Here is a 21,791-nt window from a genome sequence, read left to right on the forward strand (position 1 = left end):
GCGGGGTTGGCAAAGGACAGCCTACCGGCGCGTGTGGCAGCGGGCACAACGGGAACGGGGAGGAGATGGGGCTTGCGCGAAGGGCTGTGACGTCTGCCACTATGGCCCCAAACGCGCACGAACCACCATCACATGGTCCGGCGCACAGCAGGCCGGTCCAGTGGCGACCCCATCGAGACCGGCCCTGACCGCACAGGAGTGGCACGTGACCGTCGACGCCTCTCGTGGTGCTGAAGCACCCCCTGAGCTCGTGCAGTTGCTCACCCCCGAGGGAGAGCGGGTCGAGCATCCCGACTACGACATCGACCTGACTCCGGAGGAGATCAGATCCCTCTACCGGGACCTGGTCCTCGTACGGCGCATCGACCTTGAGGCCGTGGCCCTGCAACGGCAGGGCGAGCTCGGCATCTGGGCCTCCCTCCTCGGCCAGGAAGCCGCCCAGATCGGCTCGGGCAGAGCTCTGACCGACACCGACATGGCCTTCCCCACCTACCGCGAGCACGGCGTGGCCTGGTGCCGCGACGTCGACCCGGTGAAGCTCCTCGGCCTGTTCCGGGGCGTCAACCACGGCGGCTGGGACCCCAAGGAGCACAACTTCCACCTGTACACGATCGTCATCGGCAGCCAGACGCTGCACGCCGTCGGCTACGCCATGGGCATCCAGCGCGACGACGCCACCGCGGCGACCATCGCCTACTTCGGCGACGGCGCCACCTCCCAGGGCGACGTGAACGAGTCGTTCATCTGGGCCAGCGTCTTCAACGCGCCGATCGTGTTCTTCTGCCAGAACAACCAGTGGGCCATCTCCGAGCCGCTGGAGAAGCAGACCCGCATCCCCCTCTACCGCCGGGCCTCCGGCTTCGGCTTCCCCGGCATCAGGGTCGACGGCAACGACGTCTTCGCCTGCCTCGCCGTCACCCGCCAGGCGCTGAAGAACGCCCGCGAAGGCCAGGGCCCCACCCTCATCGAGGCGTTCACGTACCGGATGGGCGCCCACACCACCACCGACGACCCCACCCGCTACCGCGTGGCCAGTGAGCTGGAGGCGTGGAAGCTCAAGGACCCGATCGAGCGCGTCAAGGCCTTCCTGTTCAAGAACGAGCTGGCCGACCAGGCGTTCTTCGACTCCGTGGACGGCGAGGCCGAGGCCCTCGGCGCCGACCTGCGCACCCGCTGCCTGGCCATGCCCGACCCCGGGCCGCTCGCCATCTTCGACCACGTCTACGCCGAGCCGCACGCGCTGATGGACGAGGAGCGCGCCCAGTACGCCACCTACCTGGAGGGGTTCGAGAGATGACCGTGCTGAGCCTCTCCAAGGCGCTCAACGAGGGCATGCGCAAGGCCATGGAGGACGACCCCAAGGTCCTCATCATGGGCGAGGACGTCGGCAAGCTCGGCGGCGTCTTCCGCGTCACCGACGGCCTGCAGAAGGACTTCGGCGAGGACCGGGTGATCGACACGCCGCTGGCCGAGTCCGGCATCGTCGGCACCGCGATCGGGCTGGCGCTGCGCGGCTACAGGCCGGTGTGCGAGATCCAGTTCGACGGGTTCGTCTTCCCCGCCGCCGACCAGATCATCACCCAGCTCGCCAAGATGCCGATGCGCTCACTCGGCGCGATCAAACTCCCGGTCGTCGTACGCATTCCCTGCGGCGGCGGCATCGGCGCGGTTGAGCACCACAGCGAGTCACCCGAGGCGTACTTCACCCACACGGCTGGCCTGCGGGTCATCGCCTGCTCCAACCCGGCCGACGCCTACGCGATGATCCAGCAGGCCATCCAGTGCGACGACCCGGTCATCTTCTTCGAGCCCAAGCGCCGCTACTGGGAGAAGGCCGACGTCGACACCTCCGACACCGGCTGGTGGACCCCCATGGACCGGGGCAAGGTGGTCAGGCCGGGCGCCGACGCGACGCTGCTCGCCTACGGGCCCATGGTCAAGACCTGCCTGGAGGCCGCCACGGCCGCCGAAGAGGACGGCCGCTCCCTGGAGGTCATCGACCTGCGTTCCCTCAACCCCCTGGACGCCCCCCTCGTCATGGACTCCGCGCGCAGGACCGGCCGGGTCGTGGTCGTGCACGAGGCCCCCGTCAACAGCGGCTTCGGCGCCGAGCTGGCCGCGCGCATCACCGAGCAGTGCTTCTACCACCTGGAGTCGCCCGTGCTGCGCGTCGGCGGATTCTCCACCCCCTATCCGCCGTCCAAGCTGGAGGAGCACTACCTACCCGACCTCGACAGGGTGCTCGACGCCGTCGACCGCGCCTTCGGCTTCTGACAGGGGGACCCGTTCGTGAGACGTGAATTCAAGCTCCCCGACGTGGGCGAAGGGCTGACCGAGGCCGAGATCGTCCGCTGGCACGTCCAGCCGGGCGACGAGGTCAAGGTCAACCAGATCGTCGTCGAGATCGAGACCGCCAAGTCCATCGTCGAGCTGCCCATCCCGTGGCACGGCGTGGTGGCGGACCTCCTGGCGGCCGAGGGCGAGACCGTCGAGGTGGGCCTGCCCATCATCGCCGTCGAAACCGGCGAGCCGGCCCCTGACACGGGCGTCACCGAGGAGCGGCGCGCGCTGGCGGAGGACCTTGTGCCGCCCCCACCCGCCGAAGGCGCCGTCGAGCCCGGCGCCCACGGCAGCCCCGCCCCCAAGGAGCAACGCCAGGCGGTCCTGGTGGGCTACGGCGTCAGAACCGGCGCCACCAAACGCCGCCCCCGCAAAACCCGAACCCCCGCGACCATCCCAGCCCCCCCGGTAGCCAACCCCGACCGAACAGAGCTCCCCGGCGCCACCGCCCCCGCCCCCACCTCACCTCCACCTGCACCCCCACCTCCGCCCTCCCCCCGCGCCGGGGCGGAGAGCAGGGGTACGGCGGAGCCCGGCGCAACGACCACGGACGTCAGCCGGACAACCGTCCTGGCCAAACCACCGGTACGCAAACTGGCCAAGGACCTCGGCGTAGACCTCGCCGCCATCACCGGGACAGGCCCGCAAGGCTCCATCACCCGCGAGGACGTCCACGCCGCAGCGCAGGAAGCCCCCGGCGCGCCGCGGCCCGTACAGCAGCTGGAAGAGCGCATCCCCGTCAAGGGCGTGCGCAAGATGACCGCCCAGGCCATGGTCGGCAGCGCCTTCACAGCCCCGCACGTGACCGAGTTCCTCCAGGTGGACGCTACGAAGACCATGGAGGCCGTCCAGCGCCTGAGGACGCTGCCCGAGTTCGCCGAGGTCAAGGTCTCGCCCCTCCTTCTGGTGGCCAAAGCAGTCCTCACCGCCGCGAAACGCCACCCGATGATCAACTCCGCCTGGGACGAGGCAGCCCAGGAAATCATCGTCAAGCACTACGTGAACCTGGGCATAGCCGCCGCGACCCCACGCGGCCTGGTGGTGCCCAACATCAAGAACGCCCACCAGCTCTCCCTCCCCGACCTGGCCACGCAACTGGGTCAGCTCACGGAGACCGCCAGAGCGGGCCGCACCCAGCCGCCCGAGATGGCGGGAGGCACGATCACGATCACCAACGTGGGCGTGTTCGGCGTGGACGCGGGCACCCCGATCCTGAACCCCGGCGAGACCGCCATCCTCGCCTTCGGCCAGATCAGGGACCAGCCCTGGGTGGTGGACGGCCAACTCGCCGTACGCAAGGTGACGACCCTGTCGCTCTCCTTCGACCACCGCGTGGTGGACGGCGAGCTCGGCTCGCTCTTCCTCCGCGACGTGGGCGCCATGCTGGAGGACCCCCTCCGCGTCCTGGCCTGGACCTGACCCGCCGGGAGGACCCGCTCCGGGTCCTGGCCTGGACCTGACCTGCCGGGAGGGCGCCCTCAGCGCCCTCCCACCCCGGTGAGCAGCCGCTTGTCGCGGGAGGTGGCCCCCCACGACCCCAGCACCACGGGCACGCCCAGCGCCTCGGACACGGCGGCCGGCCAGTCCGTCACCGGCTCGCCGTACACCGGCCTCTCCCGCGACAGCCGGGCGGCGAGAGCGCCCTGCCGGGCCAGCGCCTGCTCCTCTCCCACCTGCGCCTCCAGGACGGCGGGCGCGCCACCTTCGTAAGCCACGCATATCCGGGACACCGGCGCGTCCAGGTGGGTGAGCGCCAGCCCGTCGCACCCGCCGGCGGCCTCCAGCGCGTACCGGTGCGCGACCGCGTCGAAGTGCCCCAGCCTGAACGCCCCCTGCCATGGTCCCGTGCCGTTGTGCGCCTCGGGCAGCTCCAGCGTGGGGTCCTCGGTGACCAGCGGCCCCGGCCCGTGCCGGGTGGTGTAGGTGCGCAGCACGCCCAGCCGCGCCGCGCCGACGCCGGCCAGCAGGTCGACCGCGTTGCCGAACGTGGTGGTGCTCCAGGTCGTGTACGGGTGGAAGCCGTGCCGCTCGTCGAGCAGCACCCCCTGCGCCCCTTCGAAGACCACCGGCCCCCGCCTGAGCAGCCGTGCCAGATGATCGTCATCGGTGAGGGTCACCGCCGAGGCGAACGCGCCGTAGGCCGCCACGCAGTCCTCCACCGGCGGCCCGCTCACCCCCAGCGCCTCACGCACCGCATGCAGCTTGCCCGCCAGCACCCGGGGCCGGGCGCAGTCGCCGACACGCGGCGCCAGCTCCGGCCGGGCCAGCGCGAACGCCATCGTCTCGCCCACCCCCATCCCGCACGACCCGTGCCGGTCCGCCCCGCGCGCCAGCTCACGCCGCCGCCCGGCCGCCACGTGGTACGGCGTCGCGAGCAGCGCCTCACGGTCCACACCCAGCAGCTCGTACGGGCTCCGCACGCCGATGGAGGCCAGGTGGGCCGCCTCGGCGGACAGGGCGAGCGGATCGACCACCACGTGCCTCGACAGGTACGTCGGCACACCGCGCAACGTGCCCGACCCGAACTGCGCGAACGTGTGCTGCCTGCCGTCGGGCAGCACCACGTTGTGCGCCGCCTGGGCCCCGCCGTTGAACCGGACCACCGCCACTACCGGCTCGCGAGAGCGCTCGCGGGAGCACAGCCAGTCCACGACGGTGCCCTTGCCGGCGTCGCCGTAGCCGAGGTCGGCGACGATCACGTGCTCGTTCAACCGTCGAGCCCGTCGAGCGGCTCGGACACGACCAGTGTGCCCCGGTCCAGCTTGGCCAGCGCCTTCGACACCGACGCCCCGGCGCCGGATCCCAGCCCGGCCAGGTCGTCGAGCCCCTGGGCCAGGTCGATGGCGTCCTCGCCGAGCCCGACCGTGAGCGCGATCGTCTCGCAGACGGCGTCGAGGTCGTCGAGCTCCAGCACGTTCTGCCCGAGCAGGCCGCGCCAGACCGACAGCACCTCGCGGTCGCCGGCGTAGCTGGTCCCGGAGGGCAGGATGTAGTAGACGTCGTACTTCCTGGTCAGCTCGGTGACCAGGTCGGCCACCTTGATGTCACCTTCTCGGGGGTCGCCGATCAGCGTGTGCACCATCTTGCCGCTGACCCTGGGGTAGGGCAGCTCGTCGCCGATGATGAACAGGTAGCCGCGCCGGCCGCGCTTCTCGTAGCAGTCGATCGAGGTGTGCCGGGCCATGAAGTACATGGCGAGCTCGTACGACTCCCTCTTCTGGCCGCCGCCCCCGCCTTCGAGGAGGATCCGGCCGAGCTGCTCGTCCATCCGGTTGTCGGACTCGAACTGCCCGACCTGCAGCGGCGCCCGGTCACAGGTGGCGTCGCCGATCGCGCCGAACATGATCTGCGGGTCCTCGGCGTACCCCTTGCGCAGCAGCAGCCCGAGCAGGTCCGGCAGCTTGGTCTGCAGCCTGCGCGGCACGTGCCCCATGGAGCCCGTCACGTCGAAGAGCACCGAGATGGCCAGCGAGTTCGGGTGCTCGGCGGAGTCGCGGCTCTCCCTGTGGATCTTGTACGGCGAGAGGTCGGGGTGGGTGGTGGTGGCGCCGCTGTCGGTGTGGGCGAAAGCACTGGCGCCGGTGGCGGCCCGGTAGTTGGCGGCTGAGGTGTAGACGTCGGTGGACCAGATTCCGCTTCCCATGGGGGATCCTTCTCTAGAGGTGAAGGGGCCGGTACGTGCGCGGCCCGTAAAGCGTTTCGAGCAGCTCGTCCAGCTCGGCGAGCAGCGCCCAGGCGTCGGCCGGCGGGCGCAGCAGGCAGCCGCGCACGAAGGCGCGCATCGCCCCGGGGTGCTCGCCCAGCAACCCGGCGACGCACCGCGTGACGGCCTGGACATCCCCGCGAGCCCCGGCGCCGCTCCCGTTCGGGGTGAGGTCCTGGGCCTGGCACCAGTCGACGAGGATGAGGCCGTGGTCCATGGGGTGGACGAGAACGTGGCGGGGGAGCACCGCACCGTGCGCGATCCCGGCGCGGTGGGCCAGGCCGACGGCCACCAGCATGCGCCGCCAGATCCACGCCACGTCCCTGGGATCGAGCCCGGTGCCGATCCGGTCCAGGCCGACGAACCCGTCGGGGGCCCGGCTGATCACGTTCGCCTGCCGTACCGTATCGCCGGTCTTGTAGCGGAATTTGTCGATCAAGCGGGGGATGTATGGCAGGAAACGCGGGTCGGCGTTGACGGCGAGCTCCCGCAACACCGCGGCCTCCCGCACCAGCAGATGACCGTCCGCCGCCACCCGCACCACCTTGAGCACCGCCTCCACTCCTGCCGGCCCCGACCCACCCGACCCGCCCGCGCCGCCCGGCCCAGCACCCGACCTGGCGTCCGGCCCGGTGCCCGGCCCGGTGCCCGGGTCGGCGTCCGGCGTGGCCGGGTAGAGGACGGCGGTGCGGCCCTTGTGGAGGGGTGGGCCGACGCGGTAGCGGCCGACGCGCTGCCCCCGGTTGTGGATCTCCCACAGCGTCGCCAGCCGGCCGAACGCCGCCACCGAGCCGGGGGACACGTCGGGGTGCAGCAACCGCGCCAGCCGCCGGTACACGCCCACCGGTGAGCCGCCCGCGAACAGCTCGGCGGCCGATCGCGCCCCGGTGACGATCGCCTCCGCCTCGGCCGTGGTCATCGGAGCGGTCATCGGATCTCCTCCTCGCGCGAGGGCCGGAGCAGCGCGGGATGGAGCAGCCGGGCGTCGCCCGCGCGGTAGAGCTTGGCCCGGGGACCGCCCCTGGCGCCGCCGGACTCGGTCGTCTCGCCGGTGCCCTCCACGAACCCGGGGACGGACAGCACCTTGCGGTGGAAGTTGCCCGCGTGCAGCGGCGTCCCCCAGACGCTCTCGTAGATCAGCCGCAGCTCGGAGATGGTGAACGTGTCGCCCGCGAAGGCCGTGGCCAGCGGGGTGTACTCCAGCTTGGACCGGGCCCGTTCGACCCCGTCGGCCAGGATCCGCCCGTGGTCGAAGGCGAGCGGGGGCAGGTCGTCGACCGGATGCCAGACGGCGGCGGCCGCGTCGCTGCCGGCCAGCGGGTCGGGCAGGTCGGGGGCGAAGGCCAGGTAGGAGATCGACACCACGCGCATGCGCGGATCCCGGGCGGGGGCGCCGTAGCTGGCGAGCTGCTCGATGTGCGCGGGCCGGGTGTCGAGCCCGGTCTCCTCGGCCAGCTCGCGCACCGCCGCCTCCGCCAGGTCCTCGTCCGGCTTGATGAAGCCGCCGGGCAGCGCCCAGCTCCCCGCGTACGGCTCGACGCCGCGCTCGACGATGAGGACGTGCAGCCGCCGGTTACGAACGGTCAGCGCCACCACGTCCACGGTCACCGCCACCGGCGCGTAGAGCCGCGGGTTGTACGAGGCCAGGAACTCTTCCATCCACCCATGTCCTTCTCAAGCTGAGTAAATCTCTCTATGAGAATAACCAGGGTGACGCGGCGCTGTCGATAGGATTCGCCGCATGATTCGTCACGTGGTGCTTTTCACCTGGTCAGAGGACACGACCGAGGAGCAGAAGGCCGCGCTCGCGGCCGAGCTGGCCGAGCTCCCCGGCCGGATTCCCGAGATCCGCTCCTACAAGTTCGGCCCGGACCTCGGCCTCAACCCCGGCAATCACGACTTCGTGGTCAACGCCGACTTCGACAACGAGGACGACTACCGGGTCTATCGCGACCATCCCGCGCATCGCGCGCTGATCGACGCGTTCATCACCCCGATCCTGGCGAGCCGGGCGGCCGTGCAGTTCAGCTGCTAGCCGATCATCAGACGTCCGGCGGGTTGTTCTCGCGGTGCATCAGCCGGTTGTCGGAGGTCTGGCCGCGCCTGGGCGCCAGCACGATGCTCAGCACGATGCCGACACCACCGACGATCATGAAGATCAGGCCGATGATGTCCATGTGCACGCTCTCGCCGAACACGTCGGGCTCGATCGCGAATCTCAGGATGGCGCCGAGCGTGAGGAAGAAGATGCTGACCCCGACACCCATAACGGCCTCCTGAGCAAAGAACGAGTACGCCCACGGTCATACCCGAGTATGGGCGAACACACCCGCCGCGGGGCGACGGCTCCATAACGGCGAACGCCCGCTCCGGGATCGGAGTGGGCGTTCTCCCTGTGACTGCCGCGGGAGGCAGAGGGTCCAGGGGCCTGGAGGGGGTCTAGAATGCCTCTTCCGGGAGCTCCATGAGCTCCAGGCCGGTGGCGGCCAGCACCTGGCGCTCGGCGGCCAGGCGGGGCAGCACGGTCTTGGCGAAGAACGAGGCGGCGGCCACCTTGCCCCGGTAGAAGCTGTCCTCGCCGTCGGACAGCTTGCCCAGCGCCACCTCGGCCTGCCGCAGCAGCAGCCAGCCGATCACCAGGTCGCCCAGCGCGAGCAGGAACCTGGTGGAGTTCAGGCCGACCTTGTAGACCTCGCTGGGAGCCTCCAGCGAGCCCAGCGCCCAGCCGGCCATCGTGTCGCCCATGGCCTTGATGTCCGCGGCCGCCTCGGTGAGCAGCTTGCGCTCCTCCTTCAGTCGGCCGTTGCCGGCCTCGGACGCGGCGAACTCGTTGATCTCGGTCAGCAGCGCGCCGACGGCCACGCCCTGGTTCCGCAGGATCTTGCGGAAGAACAGGTCCAGGCCCTGGATCGCGGTCGTTCCCTCGTACAGGGAGTCGATCTTGGCGTCGCGGATGTACTGTTCGATAGGGTAGTCCTGCAGATAGCCCGAGCCGCCGAGAGTCTGCAGCGAGCGGGAGAGCAGCTCGTACGAACGCTCCGAGCCGACGCCCTTGACCACCGGCAGCAGCAGGTCGTTGAGCGCCTGCGCGTGCTCGTCCCCAGGGTTGACCTGGATGGTGTCCTGGAGGGTGGCGGTGTAGAGCACCAGCGCGCGCATGCCCTCGGCGTAGGACTTCTGCAGCATGAGCTCGCGGCGTACGTCCGGGTGGTCGATGATCGGCACGCGCGGGGCGGTCTTGTCCGACATCTTCGTCAGGTCGGCGCCCTGCAGCCGCGACTTGGCGTACTCCAGGGCGTTCAGGTAGCCGGTGGACAGCGTGGCGATGGCCTTGGTGCCGACCATCATGCGGGCGTGTTCGATGATCATGAACATCTGCTTGATGCCCTCGTGCACGTCGCCGATCAGCCAGCCGATCGCCGGGTGCTTGTCGCCGAAGGTGAGCTCGCAGGTGGTGGAGACCTTCAGGCCCATCTTCTTCTCGACGTTGGTGACGTACACGCCGTTGCGCTCGCCGAGCTCGCCGGTCTCCAGGTCGACGTGGAACTTCGGCACCAGGAACATCGACAGTCCCTTGGTGCCGGGCCCGTGCCCCTCCGGGCGGGCCAGCACCAGGTGGAAGATGTTCTCGGTCATGTCCTGCTCACCGCTGGTGATGAAGCGCTTGACGCCCTCGATGTGCCAGGTGCCGTCAGGCTGCTGGACCGCCTTGGCGCGGCCGGCGCCGACGTCGGAGCCCGCGTCGGGCTCGGTGAGCACCATGGTGGCGCCCCAGTGGCGCTCGATGGCCAGCTCCGCGAAGCGCCTCTGCTCGGGGGTGCCGACCTTCCACATGGTGTAGGCGAAGTTGGGGCCTGCGGCGTACATGTAAAGGGCCGGGTTCGCGCCCAGGACCAGCTCGGCCGTCGCCCACGCCAGGCTCCGCGGGATGCCCGCGCCGCCGAGCTCGGCCGGCAGGTCGAAGCTCGACCAGCCGCCGTCGGTCAGCGCCCGGTAGGACTTCTTGACGCCGTCGGGGATGGTGACGGACGAGGTGGCGGGGTCGAACACCGGCGGGTTGCGGTCGCCCTCCTCGAAGGAGTCTGCCAGCACGCCGGTGGCCAGTCTGTCGGCCTCTTCCAGAATGGTGCGGGCGGTGTCCTCGTCCACGTCCGCATAGGGTCCGCTGCCGAGGATCTCACGTCGACCGAACACCTCGAAGAGGTTGAATTCCAGGTCACGCACGTTGCTCTTGTAGTGGCCCATGGGTGCAGATCTCCTTGAACCGAGGTCCTTATGTACTCGCCAGTAACCTTACTTGAAATGCTACCCGCGAGTAACCACCGATATGCATGGCATGCTCTCTCCATGGACGCCGAAGAACTCGCCGCGAAGTGGCGAGAGCGCCTGGAATCCTGGGCCATTCCGGAGGAGATCCTGGCCGAGGCCCCAGTCGATCCCTGGACCTATCCCCTCGCCCAGTTCACCAGCCGCACCGACAGGGTGCTCGCCACGCCGGACGACGGCCCCACGACGGCCCGCCTGGCCGAGGCGCTGCCCGACGGCGGCACTCTTCTCGACGTGGGCTGCGGTCCAGGCGCCTCGTCGCTCCCGCTGCGGGACCGGATCGGACACCTGTGGGCCGTCGACACCTCTGCCGAGATGCTCCAGGAGCTCGCGGCCAGGGCCGACAAGCTGGCGGTGCCGGTGACCACGGTCGAGGGCCGCTGGCCCGGCGTGGCCACGCAGGTGCCCGAGGTGGACGTGGTGGTGTCCGCCCACGTCGTCTACAACGTGCCCGACATCGCGGAGTTCCTGCGGGCCCTCGACGGCCACGCCAAGCGGCGGGTGGTGCTGGAGCTCCCGCACCGCCACCCCATGAGCTGGATGGAGCCCCTCTGGAAGCACTTCCACGGCGTCACCCGGCCCGTCAGGCCGGTCGCCGAGGACTGCGTGGCCGTGGCGGCGGCCCTGGGCTTCGCCGTGCGCGTGGAGGAGCGTGAGGCCCCGTTGGAGCGCTTCGACTCGCTGGAGGACCTGGCGGCCAGCGCGTGCCACCGCATCTGCCTGGATCCGTCACGGGCGGACGAGGTGGCGCGGACGGCCCTGGAGATGGGCATGTGGCCGCTTCCCCGCGACCGCTGGGTGACCCTTTGGTGGGAATGACCCCCACCCCGATGGCGTTCTGAAGGATGAGCTCAGCTCCCGGACGAGACGCGCCGTACCCGGCAGGCCAAGACGACGCACGTCACTGTCGTCTCGCCTGAAGGAGTCATCCCATGGCCTGGATCATCCTCGTCCTCGCCGGCCTCTCCGAGGTCGCCATGGCCCTGTCGCTCAAGCTCAGCAACGGTTTCACCCACCTGTGGTGGACCGTCTCCTTCCTGCTCACCGCCGTGCTCAGCTTCGGCCTGCTCGCCTACGCGCTCAAGTCGCTGGAAGTCGGCACCGCCTACGCCGCCTGGACGGGCATCGGCGCGGTGGGCACGGCCCTGCTCGGCATGCTGATCCTGGGTGACCAGGTCTCGGCGGTCCGGCTGATCTCCATCGCGCTCATCCTGGCCGGCGTGATCGGCCTCAACCTCACGGGCGCGCACTAACCGGCTTGACGCGATAGGTGGTGTCGCGATTGGGTGGCTCCATGATCGAGATTCATGCGGTGACCATCGACTGCGCGGACCCGTACGAGCTGGCGTCCTGGTGGAGCCGCGCCACGGGGCTTCCCCTGGGAGAGGGGGACGAGCCGGGCGACGACGAGGTGATGCTGCGCACCGAGCGCTACCCGTTCCTGCTGTTCATCCGCGTCCCGGAGGCCAAGACCACCAAGAACCGGGTGCACCTGGACGTCAACGGCACCGAGGGCCGGACCCGCGATCAGGAGGTCGAGCGGCTGCTGGGCCTGGGTGCCACGGTCTTCGACGACCGTCGGACCCCTGAGGGCACCGGCTGGGTGACCATGCTCGACCCCGAGGGCAACGAGTTCTGCGTCTGCAGGAGCGAGGCCGAGAGGGGGGTGCCGCAGTGACGGCCGCGGGTCTCAGCGGGCCGAGTTGGCCCGGCCCTGCATGGTGAGCGTGAGGATCGCGGCGATCGCGTAGACCAGCGCGCCGTGCCAGCCCGCCTGGAACGCCGAGCCGATCACTCCTTCGCCGTCGAGCACGAGCTGCACCGGATAGTCGAGCACGGTGGTGATGGCGGCTGGCACCAGCGCGAACTTCCACGGGTGCCGCAGCCCCCAGATGCGCGCCTGCCGGGTCACCCGGTCGCCCTCTTCCGGCTTGGCGACCGAGCCGATGGCCGCGATCAGCGCGAACAGGCTGATGCCGAGCCCCAGCGCCCACACCAGGTCTCCGCCACCGGTGATCAGGCCCATGCCGAAGCTGGCGACGCTGACGGCGCCACCGCCGATCACCGCGGCCTTCCAGGGAGCACCGCGCAGCGCGGCGCCGGACAGCGAGACTTCGTCGCGTCGGGTGATTTCGTTCATGACCCCAGCGTGCCTTTCCGCACCCCCGGACCACATCGGGGACAGACCCTGATTTCAACCCCGGGGTAGTCGCGCTCAGAGCCGCCTGCGGGTGCTGGGCAGGGTGCGCACCGGGATCGGGTCGCGCTGCCCCACCCACGACACGTCGTAGACCTGGATGTCGCCGTAGAGGACTTCGCCGGGTAGGGGGATGGTCCTTTAGTTCGTCCCTGACATGATTTGTCCATGCGAGACATCGTGATCGAGCGGCTCGGGCCGGACGACGGGGAGCGGCTGCGGGCGATCCGGTTGCGGGCGCTCCGGGACGCGCCTGAGGCGTTCGGGTCGTCGTACGAGAGAGAAAGCCCCTTCCTGCCCGACAAATGGGCCGAAAGGCTGAAAAATCCGGAGTCGCGGTGGATGGTGGCCACGGCCGACGGGGCAGACGTGGGGCTGGTCTGTGGCAAGGCCGAAGAGGGGCGGATGCACCTGCTGGCCATGTGGGTCGCCCCGGAGGCCAGGGGAGAGGGCGTCGGCGCGCGCCTGGTGGACGCCACCGTCGACTGGGCCCGTGAGTACGGCGCGGAGGAGGTCGAGCTCTGGGCCGTCGACCAGAACGAGGACGCCAGGGCCCTCTACGCCCGCAAGGGCTTCACCCCCAGCGGCAGGACCATGGCCCTGCCGTCCCATCCGCACCTCACGGAGTCCCACTACGTCCTGTCGCTCCTCTTCCGGCAGGCGCGCAGGCAGGACGTGCCGGCGATCGTCGCGATGCTGGCCGACGACCCGCTCGGCGCCGAGCGTGAGGGCGATCCGGGCGACGAGCGCTACCTGGCCGCCTTCGACAGGATCGACGCCGACCCCTACGACGAGCTGATCGTCGCCGAGCGCGACGGCAAGGTGATCGGCACGATGCAGCTCAGCTACCTGGCCGGCCTGTCCCGCCTGGGCGCCGAGCGCTGCCAGATCGAGGCGGTCCGGGTGGCGGCCGCCGCCCGTGGCCAGGGCCTGGGGCGCAGGATGATCCAGTGGGCCGTGGACCGGGCCAGGGCGCGCGGCTGCGCGATGGTGCAGCTCACCTCCGACAAGTCCCGCACTGACGCGCACCGCTTTTACGCCTCCCTCGGCTTCACCGCCTCGCACGAGGGCTACAAGCTCAAGCTGGGCTGATCTCGACCAGATTGTCGTGGTAGACCGCGCCCCTGCCCAGGTCGGCCTGGCGCTCCTCGACGACCGCGTTCGGGTTGGCGCCGCCGGGGGTCAGCTTGGGCCAGTGGCCCTTGGGCGCGGCCACCACGCCGCGCGCCACCCGGTCGCTGACCTCCACGTCGGCCAGGAACGCGCCGCCCGCGTTGTGCACCCGCACCCGCTGCCCGCCGCTCAGCCCGCGCTCCTCGGCGTCGGCCGGGTTGACCAGCACCACCGGATCCTTGGCCCGCCGCCGCAGCTCCGGATTGTTGCCGAAGGTCGTGTTCAGGAACATGTGCGGCGCGGGAGTGATCAGGGTCAGCGGGTACGGTCCCGCGCCGCGCGTACGAGCGGACAGCGACGGAACGTACGCCTTGCCTGACGGCGGGAAGCGCAGCCGGCCGGACTCGGTCGGGAAGCCGTCGGCGAACGGCGCGAAGGGTTCGGGGTAGTTCATCCGCACCCATCCCTCCTTGCGCAGCCGGTCGACCGTGATGCCGTCGAGCGAGGGATGACCACTGGACAGCAGGCTCTCGGCCAGCTCCAGATCGGAGTCGAACAGCGACGGCTCGGTCATCCCCATGTGCGCGGCCAGGCGGCGGAAGGTCTCCGTGGTGGACAGGCACTCGCCGGGCGGCTGTGCCGCGGGCTCGTTCCACAGCAGGTAGAGGTGTCCGTAGCCGGCGTGCAGGTCCATGTGCTCGGTCTGCATGGTGGCGGGCAGCACGATGTCGGCGTAGTCGACCGTGTCCGTGGGGAACTGCTCCATGACGACCGTGAACAGGTCTTCGCGTTCGAGCTGCTTCCTGATCCGGTTGCTGTCGGCGGTCGAGCCGACGGGGTTGGCGGCGTACACCCACAGGCACTTGACCGAGTCCGGCTTGGCGAGCTCCGAGGCCAGCCGGGTCATCGTCAGCGTGCGGACCGGCGCGGGCAGCAGGTCCTCGCGGGTGTCGATGGCGACGTGCACGTGGTCGCTGGTGGAGTAGGACACCCCGCCGCCGGGGTGACGCCAGTCGCCGGTCACGCCGGGGATCGCGGCGATCGTGCGCATCGTCGTGCCGCCGCCCTCGTTCCGCTGGATGCCCATGGTGGCGCGGATGGCGGTGGGCCGGGTGTGCGCGAGCCGCATCCCCAGGCTGTGGATGTCCTCGGCCGGGATGCCGGTGATCTCCGCCACCGTCTCGACCGGATATCTGAGGATCTCCTCGCGGAAGTCCTCCCAGCCCTCCGTGTGCCGGGCCAGGAACTCCTCGTCCTGCGTGCCCTCCGCCAGCACCACGTTCAGCAGGCCGAGGGCGAGCGCCGCGTCCGTGCCCGGCCGGATCGCCAGATGCTGGTCCGCCTGGTCGGCCGTACGGGTGCGGATCGGGTCGATGGCCACCACGTACGCGCCGTTCGCCTTGGCCTCCTGGACGAACTTCCAGAAGTGGTGCCCGCTGGTGAGCGGGTTCGTGCCCCAGAGGAGGATGAGCCCGGCCAGCGCGAAGTTCTCCGGGTCCATGCCGCCCGCGCTGCCGTTGGTCAGCCGCAGGCCGCTGTTGCCCGCCGCCGAGCAGATGTTCAGCCAGTGCTTGGAGGCGCCGAGCGTGTTCCAGAACCGGCGTCCGGCCACGCCCTCGCAGCCCTGGAGGTATCCCAGCGTGCCGGTGCCGAGGTAGGGCCAGATCGCCTGGCCGCCGTGCTCCTCGACGATGCCGCGCAGCCGTACCGAGATCTCCTCCAGCGCCTCCTCCCAGCTGATCCGCTCGAACCGGCCGGAGCCCTTGGGACCGACGCGGCGCATCGGGTGCAGGATGCGGTCGGGCGCGCGGGTCTGCTCCAGATAGCGATTGACCTTCACGCAGAGAGCGCCACGCGTATAGGGGTGGTCCGGGTTGCCGCGCATGCTGACCGGCCGGCCGTCCTCGACGTTGACCACCCAGGAGCAGGTATCCGGGCAGTCCAGCGGACAAGCCCCCAAAACTCTCAATTCGCCCGACATGGGCGTCAGTTTATGTCGGCTCGATCAGCGCGCCAGAGGCGTGTGCACGGTAGAAATCAGAGGTGAAGGGTTGGCGTCCCACCGTGTAGCCTGCCAACCGCTTTGAATCGCCTGGGGATGGGCAGGTCAACCGCGTCCGGACCCGGGGTGACGATCCGGGATGCCGATGTCCAGGGATCGGATGGTCTGGCCGGGAAGGTGCAGAATCGCTGTCGGTGGCCGAAATCAGAGAACGCGAAGACGCGGAGGACCTCGCGAAGGAGGATCCCACCGTGGACTCAGCGCGCGCTGACGCGGACGTCTACGTAGTCGAGCCGCTGCTCCCGCAGCGCCTGCGCCGCCCCTCCGACCTCCTGCGCCTGCTGGCCACCCTGCTCACGCTCACCGCGGTGATCCTGCTCGCCCTGGTCGCCAAGCAGACGCTGTACGGCCTGGAGATGGACGTCACGGAGGGCACCACGCTGGTGCCCCTGCTCAGCCGGATCGCCACCTTCGTCGGTGGCGCCGCCGTGCTCATCGTGCCCGTCGCCTTCGCCGTCGAGCGCGTCTTCCACCGCGACGGCCTGCGCGTCGCCGAAGGGCTGATCGCCGCCATCATCGGCATGGTCGGCTCCTTCCTGATCGGCCAGTGGCTGCTCGCCGGCCACGTCGACGACCTGACCCAGCTGCTGACCGGCGGCCGCTCGATCGAGCCGCTCAACACCCTGCTCATCTCGGTCATCGCCTACACCACCGCGGTCCGCATCTCCCGCCGGCCGACCTGGCGCGCGCTCATGTGGACCGTGATCGCCCTCGACATCCTCGCCCTCTACTCCGGCAGGCAGATCACCCTGCCCGGCGCCGTCGTCGCGGTCCTGGTCGGCATGGCCATGGGCTACGCCACCCTGTACGGCGTCGGCAGCCCCAACACCAGGCCGCCGGGCAACGCCGTGGTGTCGGCGCTGCGCAAGCTCTCGTTCTCCCCGGTGTCGGCCCGCCGCATCGACGACGACCACCAGGGCAGCCGCCGCTACGCCATCGGGCTGGCCGACGGCACCACCCTCGACGTCACCGTGCTCGACCGCGACCGCCAGGTGGCCGGCCTGCCCTACCGTCTGTGGCGGCGCTTCCGGCTGCACTCCGAGACCAGGCGCAGGGCCATCAGGTCGCTGCGCGCCGAGCTGGAGCGCGAGGCGCTGATGGCCTACGCCGCGCAGGCGGCCGGCGCCAGCACCCCCCGCCTGATCGGCACCAGCGAGATCGGCACCGAGGCGGCCCTGCTCGCCTACGAGCACATCGACACCAGGCCGCTCGACGAGGTGCCCGACGACGAGATCACCGACGACGTGCTCGCGCAGATCTGGGAGCAGGTCTCCCTGCTGCAGATCCAGCGGCTCGCGCACCGGAGGCTGACCGGCGACGGCATCCACCTCGACCGGGCCGGACGGGTCGTACTGACCGATGCCCGCAGCGGCGAGATCGCGGCCGGAGACCTGCTGCTCCGGCTGGACATCGCCCAGCTCCTCACCTACCTGGCGCTGCGCGTCGGCGCGGAGCGGTCCGTCGGCAGCGCCGCCGCGATCATGGGGTCCGACTCGCTCGCCACCGCGATGCCGCTGCTCCAGCGCATCGCGCTGACCCGGGAGACCCGCTCGGCGCTGGCGAAGCAGAAGAACCTGCTCGCCGGCATCCGCGAGCAGATCGTGGCGCTCAAACCGCAGGGCACGATCGAGGAGATCCGCCTCGAACGGTTCAAACCGCGCACGCTCGTGACCATCATCGTCAGCACCCTGGCGGCCTACTTCCTGCTCTCCCAGGTCAGCCAGGTCGACGTGATGCGGGTGATCACCACCGCCAACTGGGGCTGGTCCGGGGTGGCGCTGATGGCCTCGTTCGTCAGCTTCTGGGCCGCGGCGCTGATGCTCAGGGGATTCGTGCCCGAGGTCCTGCCGCTCTGGCGGACGGTGCTCGTCCAGTTCGCCGCGTCGTTCGTCAAGCTGGTGGCGCCCGCCGCGGTCGGCGGCGTCGCCATCAACACCCGTTACCTGCAGAAACGCGGCATCTCCGCCGGCCTGGCGGTCACCAGCGTCGGCGCCTCGCAGTTCATCATGATGGTCTTCCACATCGCGCTGCTGCTGCTGTTCGCCTACATCACCGGCTCCAACACCGCCACCACCTTCACGCCCTCACGGGGCCTGGTGGTGGTGATGCTGGCCGTCGCCCTGCTGATCGTGGTGCTGTTCGGGGTGCCGCCGCTGCGCAGGATGATCACCAGCCGGACGCACCGGCTGTTCTCCAACGTGCTGCCGCGGCTGCTGGACGTGCTGCAATCGCCGCGCAAGCTGATCGAGGGCTCGATCGGCACCCTCATGATCACGATCGCGTTCGTGGTCTGCCTGTACGCCTGCGTCCGGGCCTTCGGCGGCACCATCGACTTCACCACCGTCGCGGTCGTCTACCTCACGGCCAACGCCATCGGCTCGGCCGCGCCCACACCGGGTGGCCTGGGCGCGGTCGAGTACGCGCTCACGCTGGGGCTGACCGTGGCGGGGGTGCCCGCCGAGCTGGCCACCTCCGCCGTGCTGCTGCACCGGCTGCTCACCTTCTGGCTGCCGGTGCTGCCCGGCTGGGCGGCCTTCACCTACCTGCAGCGCAACGAGGCCCTCTGACCTGGGTTACGCAGCCGTCCCCGTGATCTCGTCCACCGCCTTGAGCTCGTCCTCGGTGAAGGCCGGGCCGTCCACGCACGCCACGTTGTCCTCAAGCTGCCGCACGCTGCTGGCGCCGATCAGCACACTCGTCACCCGCGGGTCCCGCAGCGTCCACGACAGCGCCATCTGGGCCAGCGTCTGCCCCCTGCCCCTGGCGATCTCGTCGAGCCCGCGGGCCAGGTCGCGGTCGATCCGGTCCTCGGTGAGGAACCTGCTGGTGGCCGCCCGCGAGTCCGCAGGCACCCCCTTCAGGTAGCGGTCGGTCAGCAGCCCCTGCGCCAGCGGCGAGTACACGATGCAGCCCATGCCCGCCTCCTCCAGCGCGTCCAGCAGCCCGCCCTCGATCCAGCGGTTGATCATCGAGTAGGACGGCTGGTGGATGAGCAGCGGCGTGCCCAGCTCCCGCATGATCCTGGCCGCCTGCGTGGTCTGCTCCGCCGAATAGTTGGAGATCCCCGCGTACAGCGCCTTGCCCGAGCGCACGGCCCGGTCCAGCGCCCCCATCGTCTCCTCCAGCGGAGTCTCCGGATCCGGCCGGTGGCTGTAGAAGACGTCGACGTACTCCAGCCCCATCCGCTCCAGCGACTGGTCCAGACTGGCCAGCAGGTACTTGCGCGAGCCCCACTCGCCGTACGGGCCGGGCCACATGTCGTAGCCCGCCTTGCTGGAGATGACCAGCTCGTCCCGGTAGGGGGCGAAGTCCTGCTGGAAGATCCGCCCGAAGGTGCGCTCCGCCGACCCGTACGGCACCCCGTAGTTGTTGGCCAGGTCGAAGTGCGTCACCCCGAGGTCGAACGCCCGCCGCAGGATCGCCCGGGAGTTCTCCAGCGGGCGGTCGTCGCCGAAGTTGTGCCACAGCCCCAGCGAAACGGCGGGCAGCTTCAGCCCGCTCCTGCCGCTGCGGTTGTACGGCTGCCGCTCGTAGCGGGCCTCGTCTGCCTGATAAGTCATGCCGTTGTTCCCTTCGTGCCGCGCTCGATGATCCAGGAAAGGGCGAACGCCTCCTCACGCCAGGCGTCGTAACGCCCGCTGCGCCCGCCGTGTCCCGCTCCCATCTCCGTCTTGAGCAGGAACGGCCCACCGTGCGCGGTGGCCCGCAGCCTGGCGATCCACTTGGCGGGCTCGTGGTACATCACCCGGGTGTCGTTCAGGCTGGTGATCGCAAGAATCGGCGGATACGCCCGGTCGTCCACGTTCTCGTACGGTGTGTAGCTCTTCATGTACGCGTACACGTCCGCGTTGTGCAGAGGGTCGCCCCACTCGTCCCATTCGATCACGGTGAGCGGCAGCGACGGGTCGAGGATGGTGTTGAGCGCGTCGACGAACGGCACCTCGGCCACCACGCCCGCGAACTCCTCCGGCGCCAGGTTCACCGCCGCGCCCATCAGCAGCCCGCCGGCGGACCCGCCCCTGGCGATCACCTCCGAGCTCCAGCCCGAGCGCTTCAGATGCCGGGCCGCCGCGACGAAGTCGGTGAAGGTGTTCTTCTTCTGGGTGAGCTTGCCCTCGTCGTACCAGCGCCTGCCCATCTCGCCGCCGCCGCGCACGTGCGCCACCGCGAAGACGAAACCACGGTCGAGCAGGGAGAGCCTGGGCACCGAGAAGCCCGGGTCGATGGAGGTCTCGTAGCTGCCGTAGCCGTACAGGACCGTCGGGGCCGGCCTGCCGGCGTCCTTGCGCTTGACGATCGAGATGGGGATCTCGGTGCCGTCCTCGGCCGTGGCCCACTCGCGGAACTGCTCGTAGTCGCCCGGGTCGTAGCCGCCGAGCACCGGCTTGCGCTTCAGCAGGATGAGCTCGTGGGTGGCCAGGTCGTAGTCGTACAGGCTGGCCGGGGTGACCATGCTGGTGTAGGCGAGCCTGAGCCGGTTGGTGACGAACTCCGGGTTGCCGGCCGGTCCGACGTCGTAGAGCGTCTCGGGGAAGTCGATCTCGTACGCGGGCTGGTCCTCGTACGGCAGCACCCGCAGGCCGGTGAGGCCGTCGCGGCGGAAGTGGACGACCGCGTGGCCGGCGAACGCGTCGATCTCCAGCAGGCGGGTGTCGTCCCGGTGCTCGATCAGCGGCGTCCACGCGCTGGGGTCGTCGAGCGGGGCGGTGGCGAGCTCGAAGTTGCGGGCGCCGTCGTTGTGCAGGACATAGAAGAAGTCGCCCGCGTGCTCGACGCCGTACTCGACCCCGGTCTTCCTGGGGCGCACCACCTGGAACTCGCCCGTGGGGTCGGCGGCGTCCAGGATGCTGACCTCACTGGTGATCTTGCTGCCGGCGCCGAGCACCAGGTAACGCTCGCTGCGGGTCAGGCCGATGCCCACCCAGTAGCGCTCGTCGGTCTCCTCGTAGACGAGCACGTCCTCCTCGGTGCCGAGGGTGTGCCGGTAGACCTGGAACGGGCGCCAGGCGTCGTCCACGCGCGTGTAGAAGAACACCGAGCCGTCGGCGGACCAGGCGCCGCCGTAGAAGATGCCCTCGATCACGTCCGGCAGCTGCTCACCCGTCGTCAGGTTCTTGAACCGCAACGTGAAGCGCTCGTCGCCGGTGAAGTCGGTGGAGTAGGCCAGCATCGTGCCGTCAGGGGTGATGGAGCTGGTGCCCACGGAGAAGAACGGACTGTCACCCGCGAGCTCGTTGCCGTCCAGGATGACCTGCTCGTGCTCCAGCCGCTCACCGACCGTGATCTCCGGCGGAGCGTCCCCGTCGGCCGGCACCCGGCAGGAGATGGCGTACTGCTTGCCCTCTTCGGTGCGGCTGAAGTACCACCAACCGCCTTTACGGCTCGGCACCGACAGATCGGTCTCCTGAGTGCGGCCCTTGATCTCCTGGAAGACCTGTTCCTGGAGATCGGCCAGATGCGCGGTCCGCTCCTTGAGAAAGGCGTTCTCCGCCTCCAGATAAGCGATCGTGTCCGGATCTTCTTTGTTGGTAAGCCACGCGTACTCGTCGATCACGGTGTCGCCGTGATGGGTGCGCTCAGCCGGAACCTTCTTCGCCACAGGGGGCGTGTTGCTGCTCACGGGGGGAGTCTATGTTCGGCCGTGATCGATTCGTGGCCTGCCGCGTTCCGGAAGCCGTCACGAGCGGTCCTGGGGCGCTGCTAATCTTTAGAAGCCGACGCAGTGCGGCGCAACCACTCTCTCTCACTCAGGTGACTTTGGTGTGGGCTGCGCAGCCGTGACGGTAACTCCTTCTGGCTCGACACTCCGAAGATCGGTTCGCAGAACCGTCTGAGGGCTGGTAAGTTAGAGGGGTTGTCCCGGAGGCGGGGCAGTGGTTATTCCTGCAGGTCGAGCGAGTCCGGTCAATTTGACAGAGGCTTGAACGGCTGACAGGATTAAGACATAACAGAAACACGAAATGAGCGCCTCCGCTGCTCGGTCTGAGAGATCAGATGGTGTGGGGATGTACGCGTCCGTTTCTTGAGAACTCAACAGTGTGTTAAAAGCC

Annotated in this window: 19 protein-coding genes, 1 pseudogene and 1 riboswitch; of the genes and pseudogenes, 10 read left to right on the top strand and 10 right to left on the bottom strand. The window is 69.8% G+C overall.

The features are described from left to right. The first annotated feature begins 205 nt into the window (after nt 1-205). The 3 genes from pdhA to ACIBQX_RS48135 are packed head-to-tail and all read left to right on the top strand — an operon-like array spanning nt 206 to nt 3,759. Nucleotides 206-1,297 carry a pyruvate dehydrogenase (acetyl-transferring) E1 component subunit alpha gene (pdhA, locus tag ACIBQX_RS48125; RefSeq protein WP_397017083.1) on the top strand — a complete coding sequence of 364 codons (1,092 nt, stop codon included), beginning with the start codon at nt 206-208 and terminating at the stop codon, nt 1,295-1,297. Continuing rightward, entirely contained in the window at nt 1,294-2,274 is a 981-nt protein-coding gene (locus tag ACIBQX_RS48130; RefSeq protein WP_397017085.1) for an alpha-ketoacid dehydrogenase subunit beta, read from the top strand. The genes pdhA and ACIBQX_RS48130 overlap by 4 nt, the downstream gene beginning before the upstream one ends. A gap of 15 nt (nt 2,275-2,289) precedes the next feature. Beyond that, entirely contained in the window at nt 2,290-3,759 is a 1,470-nt protein-coding gene (locus ACIBQX_RS48135; RefSeq protein WP_397017087.1) for a dihydrolipoamide acetyltransferase family protein, read from the top strand. A 59-nt stretch (nt 3,760-3,818) separates the two neighbouring features. Here ACIBQX_RS48135 and ACIBQX_RS48140 read toward each other — a convergent pair whose 3' ends face one another. From ACIBQX_RS48140 to ACIBQX_RS48155, 4 genes are read right to left on the bottom strand one after another with little or no spacing between them, the layout of a single operon-like run. After that, complete coding sequence (locus tag ACIBQX_RS48140) at nt 3,819-5,051, bottom strand: adenylosuccinate synthetase (protein WP_397017089.1); 1,233 nt, start codon at nt 5,049-5,051, stop codon at nt 3,819-3,821. Then, nucleotides 5,048-5,983 carry a hypothetical protein gene (locus ACIBQX_RS48145; RefSeq protein ID WP_397017091.1) on the bottom strand — a complete coding sequence of 312 codons (936 nt, stop codon included), beginning with the start codon at nt 5,981-5,983 and terminating at the stop codon, nt 5,048-5,050. The genes ACIBQX_RS48140 and ACIBQX_RS48145 overlap by 4 nt, the downstream gene beginning before the upstream one ends. Before the next feature lie 13 nt (nt 5,984-5,996). Beyond that, nucleotides 5,997-6,974: a molecular chaperone DnaJ gene (locus ACIBQX_RS48150; RefSeq protein WP_397017093.1), complete on the bottom strand. Its 978-nt coding sequence runs from the start codon at nt 6,972-6,974 to the stop codon at nt 5,997-5,999. After that, nucleotides 6,971-7,702: an NUDIX hydrolase gene (locus ACIBQX_RS48155; RefSeq protein WP_397017095.1), complete on the bottom strand. Its 732-nt coding sequence runs from the start codon at nt 7,700-7,702 to the stop codon at nt 6,971-6,973. The genes ACIBQX_RS48150 and ACIBQX_RS48155 overlap by 4 nt, the downstream gene beginning before the upstream one ends. 82 nt (nt 7,703-7,784) lie before the next feature. Here ACIBQX_RS48155 and ACIBQX_RS48160 point away from each other — a divergent pair, with 82 nt between their 5' ends. Continuing rightward, complete coding sequence (locus ACIBQX_RS48160; protein WP_397017097.1) at nt 7,785-8,078, top strand: Dabb family protein; 294 nt, start codon at nt 7,785-7,787, stop codon at nt 8,076-8,078. A gap of 7 nt (nt 8,079-8,085) precedes the next feature. On the opposite strand, the gene ACIBQX_RS48165 is transcribed toward ACIBQX_RS48160, so the two are convergent. After that, nucleotides 8,086-8,310, bottom strand: a complete 225-nt coding sequence (locus tag ACIBQX_RS48165; protein ID WP_397017098.1) for a DUF6458 family protein — start codon at nt 8,308-8,310, stop codon at nt 8,086-8,088. 172 nt (nt 8,311-8,482) lie between these two features. Further along, a complete protein-coding gene (locus tag ACIBQX_RS48170) occupies nt 8,483-10,288 on the bottom strand; it encodes an acyl-CoA dehydrogenase (protein ID WP_397017100.1) in 1,806 nt (601 codons plus the stop codon). A 102-nt stretch (nt 10,289-10,390) separates the two neighbouring features. Here ACIBQX_RS48170 and ACIBQX_RS48175 point away from each other — a divergent pair, with 102 nt between their 5' ends. The 3 genes from ACIBQX_RS48175 (at nt 10,391) to ACIBQX_RS48185 (ending at nt 12,047) form a co-directional block, all read left to right on the top strand. Continuing rightward, a complete protein-coding gene (locus ACIBQX_RS48175; protein WP_397017102.1) occupies nt 10,391-11,188 on the top strand; it encodes a class I SAM-dependent methyltransferase in 798 nt (265 codons plus the stop codon). A gap of 14 nt (nt 11,189-11,202) precedes the next feature. After that, nucleotides 11,203-11,270, top strand: a riboswitch (guanidine-III (ykkC-III) riboswitch). Between the two features lie 31 nt (nt 11,271-11,301). Continuing rightward, nucleotides 11,302-11,622: a DMT family transporter gene (locus ACIBQX_RS48180; protein WP_397017104.1), complete on the top strand. Its 321-nt coding sequence runs from the start codon at nt 11,302-11,304 to the stop codon at nt 11,620-11,622. Between the two features lie 41 nt (nt 11,623-11,663). Then, the gene (locus ACIBQX_RS48185) at nt 11,664-12,047 is read left to right on the top strand and encodes a VOC family protein (protein WP_397017106.1); all 384 of its coding nucleotides are present in this window, start codon (nt 11,664-11,666) and stop codon (nt 12,045-12,047) included. Nucleotides 12,048-12,059: 12 nt separating this feature from the next. On the opposite strand, the gene ACIBQX_RS48190 is transcribed toward ACIBQX_RS48185, so the two are convergent. Then, nucleotides 12,060-12,509 carry a hypothetical protein gene (locus ACIBQX_RS48190; RefSeq protein ID WP_397017108.1) on the bottom strand — a complete coding sequence of 150 codons (450 nt, stop codon included), beginning with the start codon at nt 12,507-12,509 and terminating at the stop codon, nt 12,060-12,062. A gap of 225 nt (nt 12,510-12,734) precedes the next feature. On the opposite strand from ACIBQX_RS48190, the pseudogene ACIBQX_RS48195 reads away from it, so the two are divergent. Together ACIBQX_RS48195 and ACIBQX_RS48200 are read left to right on the top strand one after the other, a co-directional pair. Further along, nucleotides 12,735-13,145: pseudogene (locus ACIBQX_RS48195) on the top strand (GNAT family N-acetyltransferase); the annotation flags it as partial. 114 nt (nt 13,146-13,259) lie between these two features. Beyond that, nucleotides 13,260-13,658: a GNAT family N-acetyltransferase gene (locus ACIBQX_RS48200; RefSeq protein ID WP_397017121.1), complete on the top strand. Its 399-nt coding sequence runs from the start codon at nt 13,260-13,262 to the stop codon at nt 13,656-13,658. Here the strand turns inward: ACIBQX_RS48200 and ACIBQX_RS48205 are convergent. Next, nucleotides 13,645-15,660 (bottom strand): molybdopterin-dependent oxidoreductase, encoded by a 2,016-nt coding sequence (locus ACIBQX_RS48205; RefSeq protein WP_397017110.1) that lies wholly within the window; start codon nt 15,658-15,660, stop codon nt 13,645-13,647. The genes ACIBQX_RS48200 and ACIBQX_RS48205 overlap by 14 nt on opposite strands. A 272-nt stretch (nt 15,661-15,932) precedes the next feature. Between ACIBQX_RS48205 and ACIBQX_RS48210 the strand changes: the two genes are divergently transcribed. Beyond that, the gene (locus tag ACIBQX_RS48210; protein WP_397017112.1) at nt 15,933-18,308 is read left to right on the top strand and encodes a YbhN family protein; all 2,376 of its coding nucleotides are present in this window, start codon (nt 15,933-15,935) and stop codon (nt 18,306-18,308) included. Nucleotides 18,309-18,314: 6 nt separating this feature from the next. Here ACIBQX_RS48210 and mgrA read toward each other — a convergent pair whose 3' ends face one another. Together mgrA and ACIBQX_RS48220 are read right to left on the bottom strand one after the other, a co-directional pair. Beyond that, a complete protein-coding gene (gene mgrA / locus ACIBQX_RS48215; protein WP_397017114.1) occupies nt 18,315-19,301 on the bottom strand; it encodes an L-glyceraldehyde 3-phosphate reductase in 987 nt (328 codons plus the stop codon). Then, a complete protein-coding gene (locus tag ACIBQX_RS48220) occupies nt 19,298-21,361 on the bottom strand; it encodes a S9 family peptidase (protein WP_397017115.1) in 2,064 nt (687 codons plus the stop codon). Before ACIBQX_RS48220 ends, mgrA begins: the two co-directional genes overlap by 4 nt. Between the last annotated feature and the right edge of the window lie 430 nt (nt 21,362-21,791).

Origin of the sequence: Nonomuraea sp. NPDC049714, assembly GCF_044465295.1 — a bacterium.
Taxonomy (GTDB): domain Bacteria; phylum Actinomycetota; class Actinomycetes; order Streptosporangiales; family Streptosporangiaceae; genus Nonomuraea.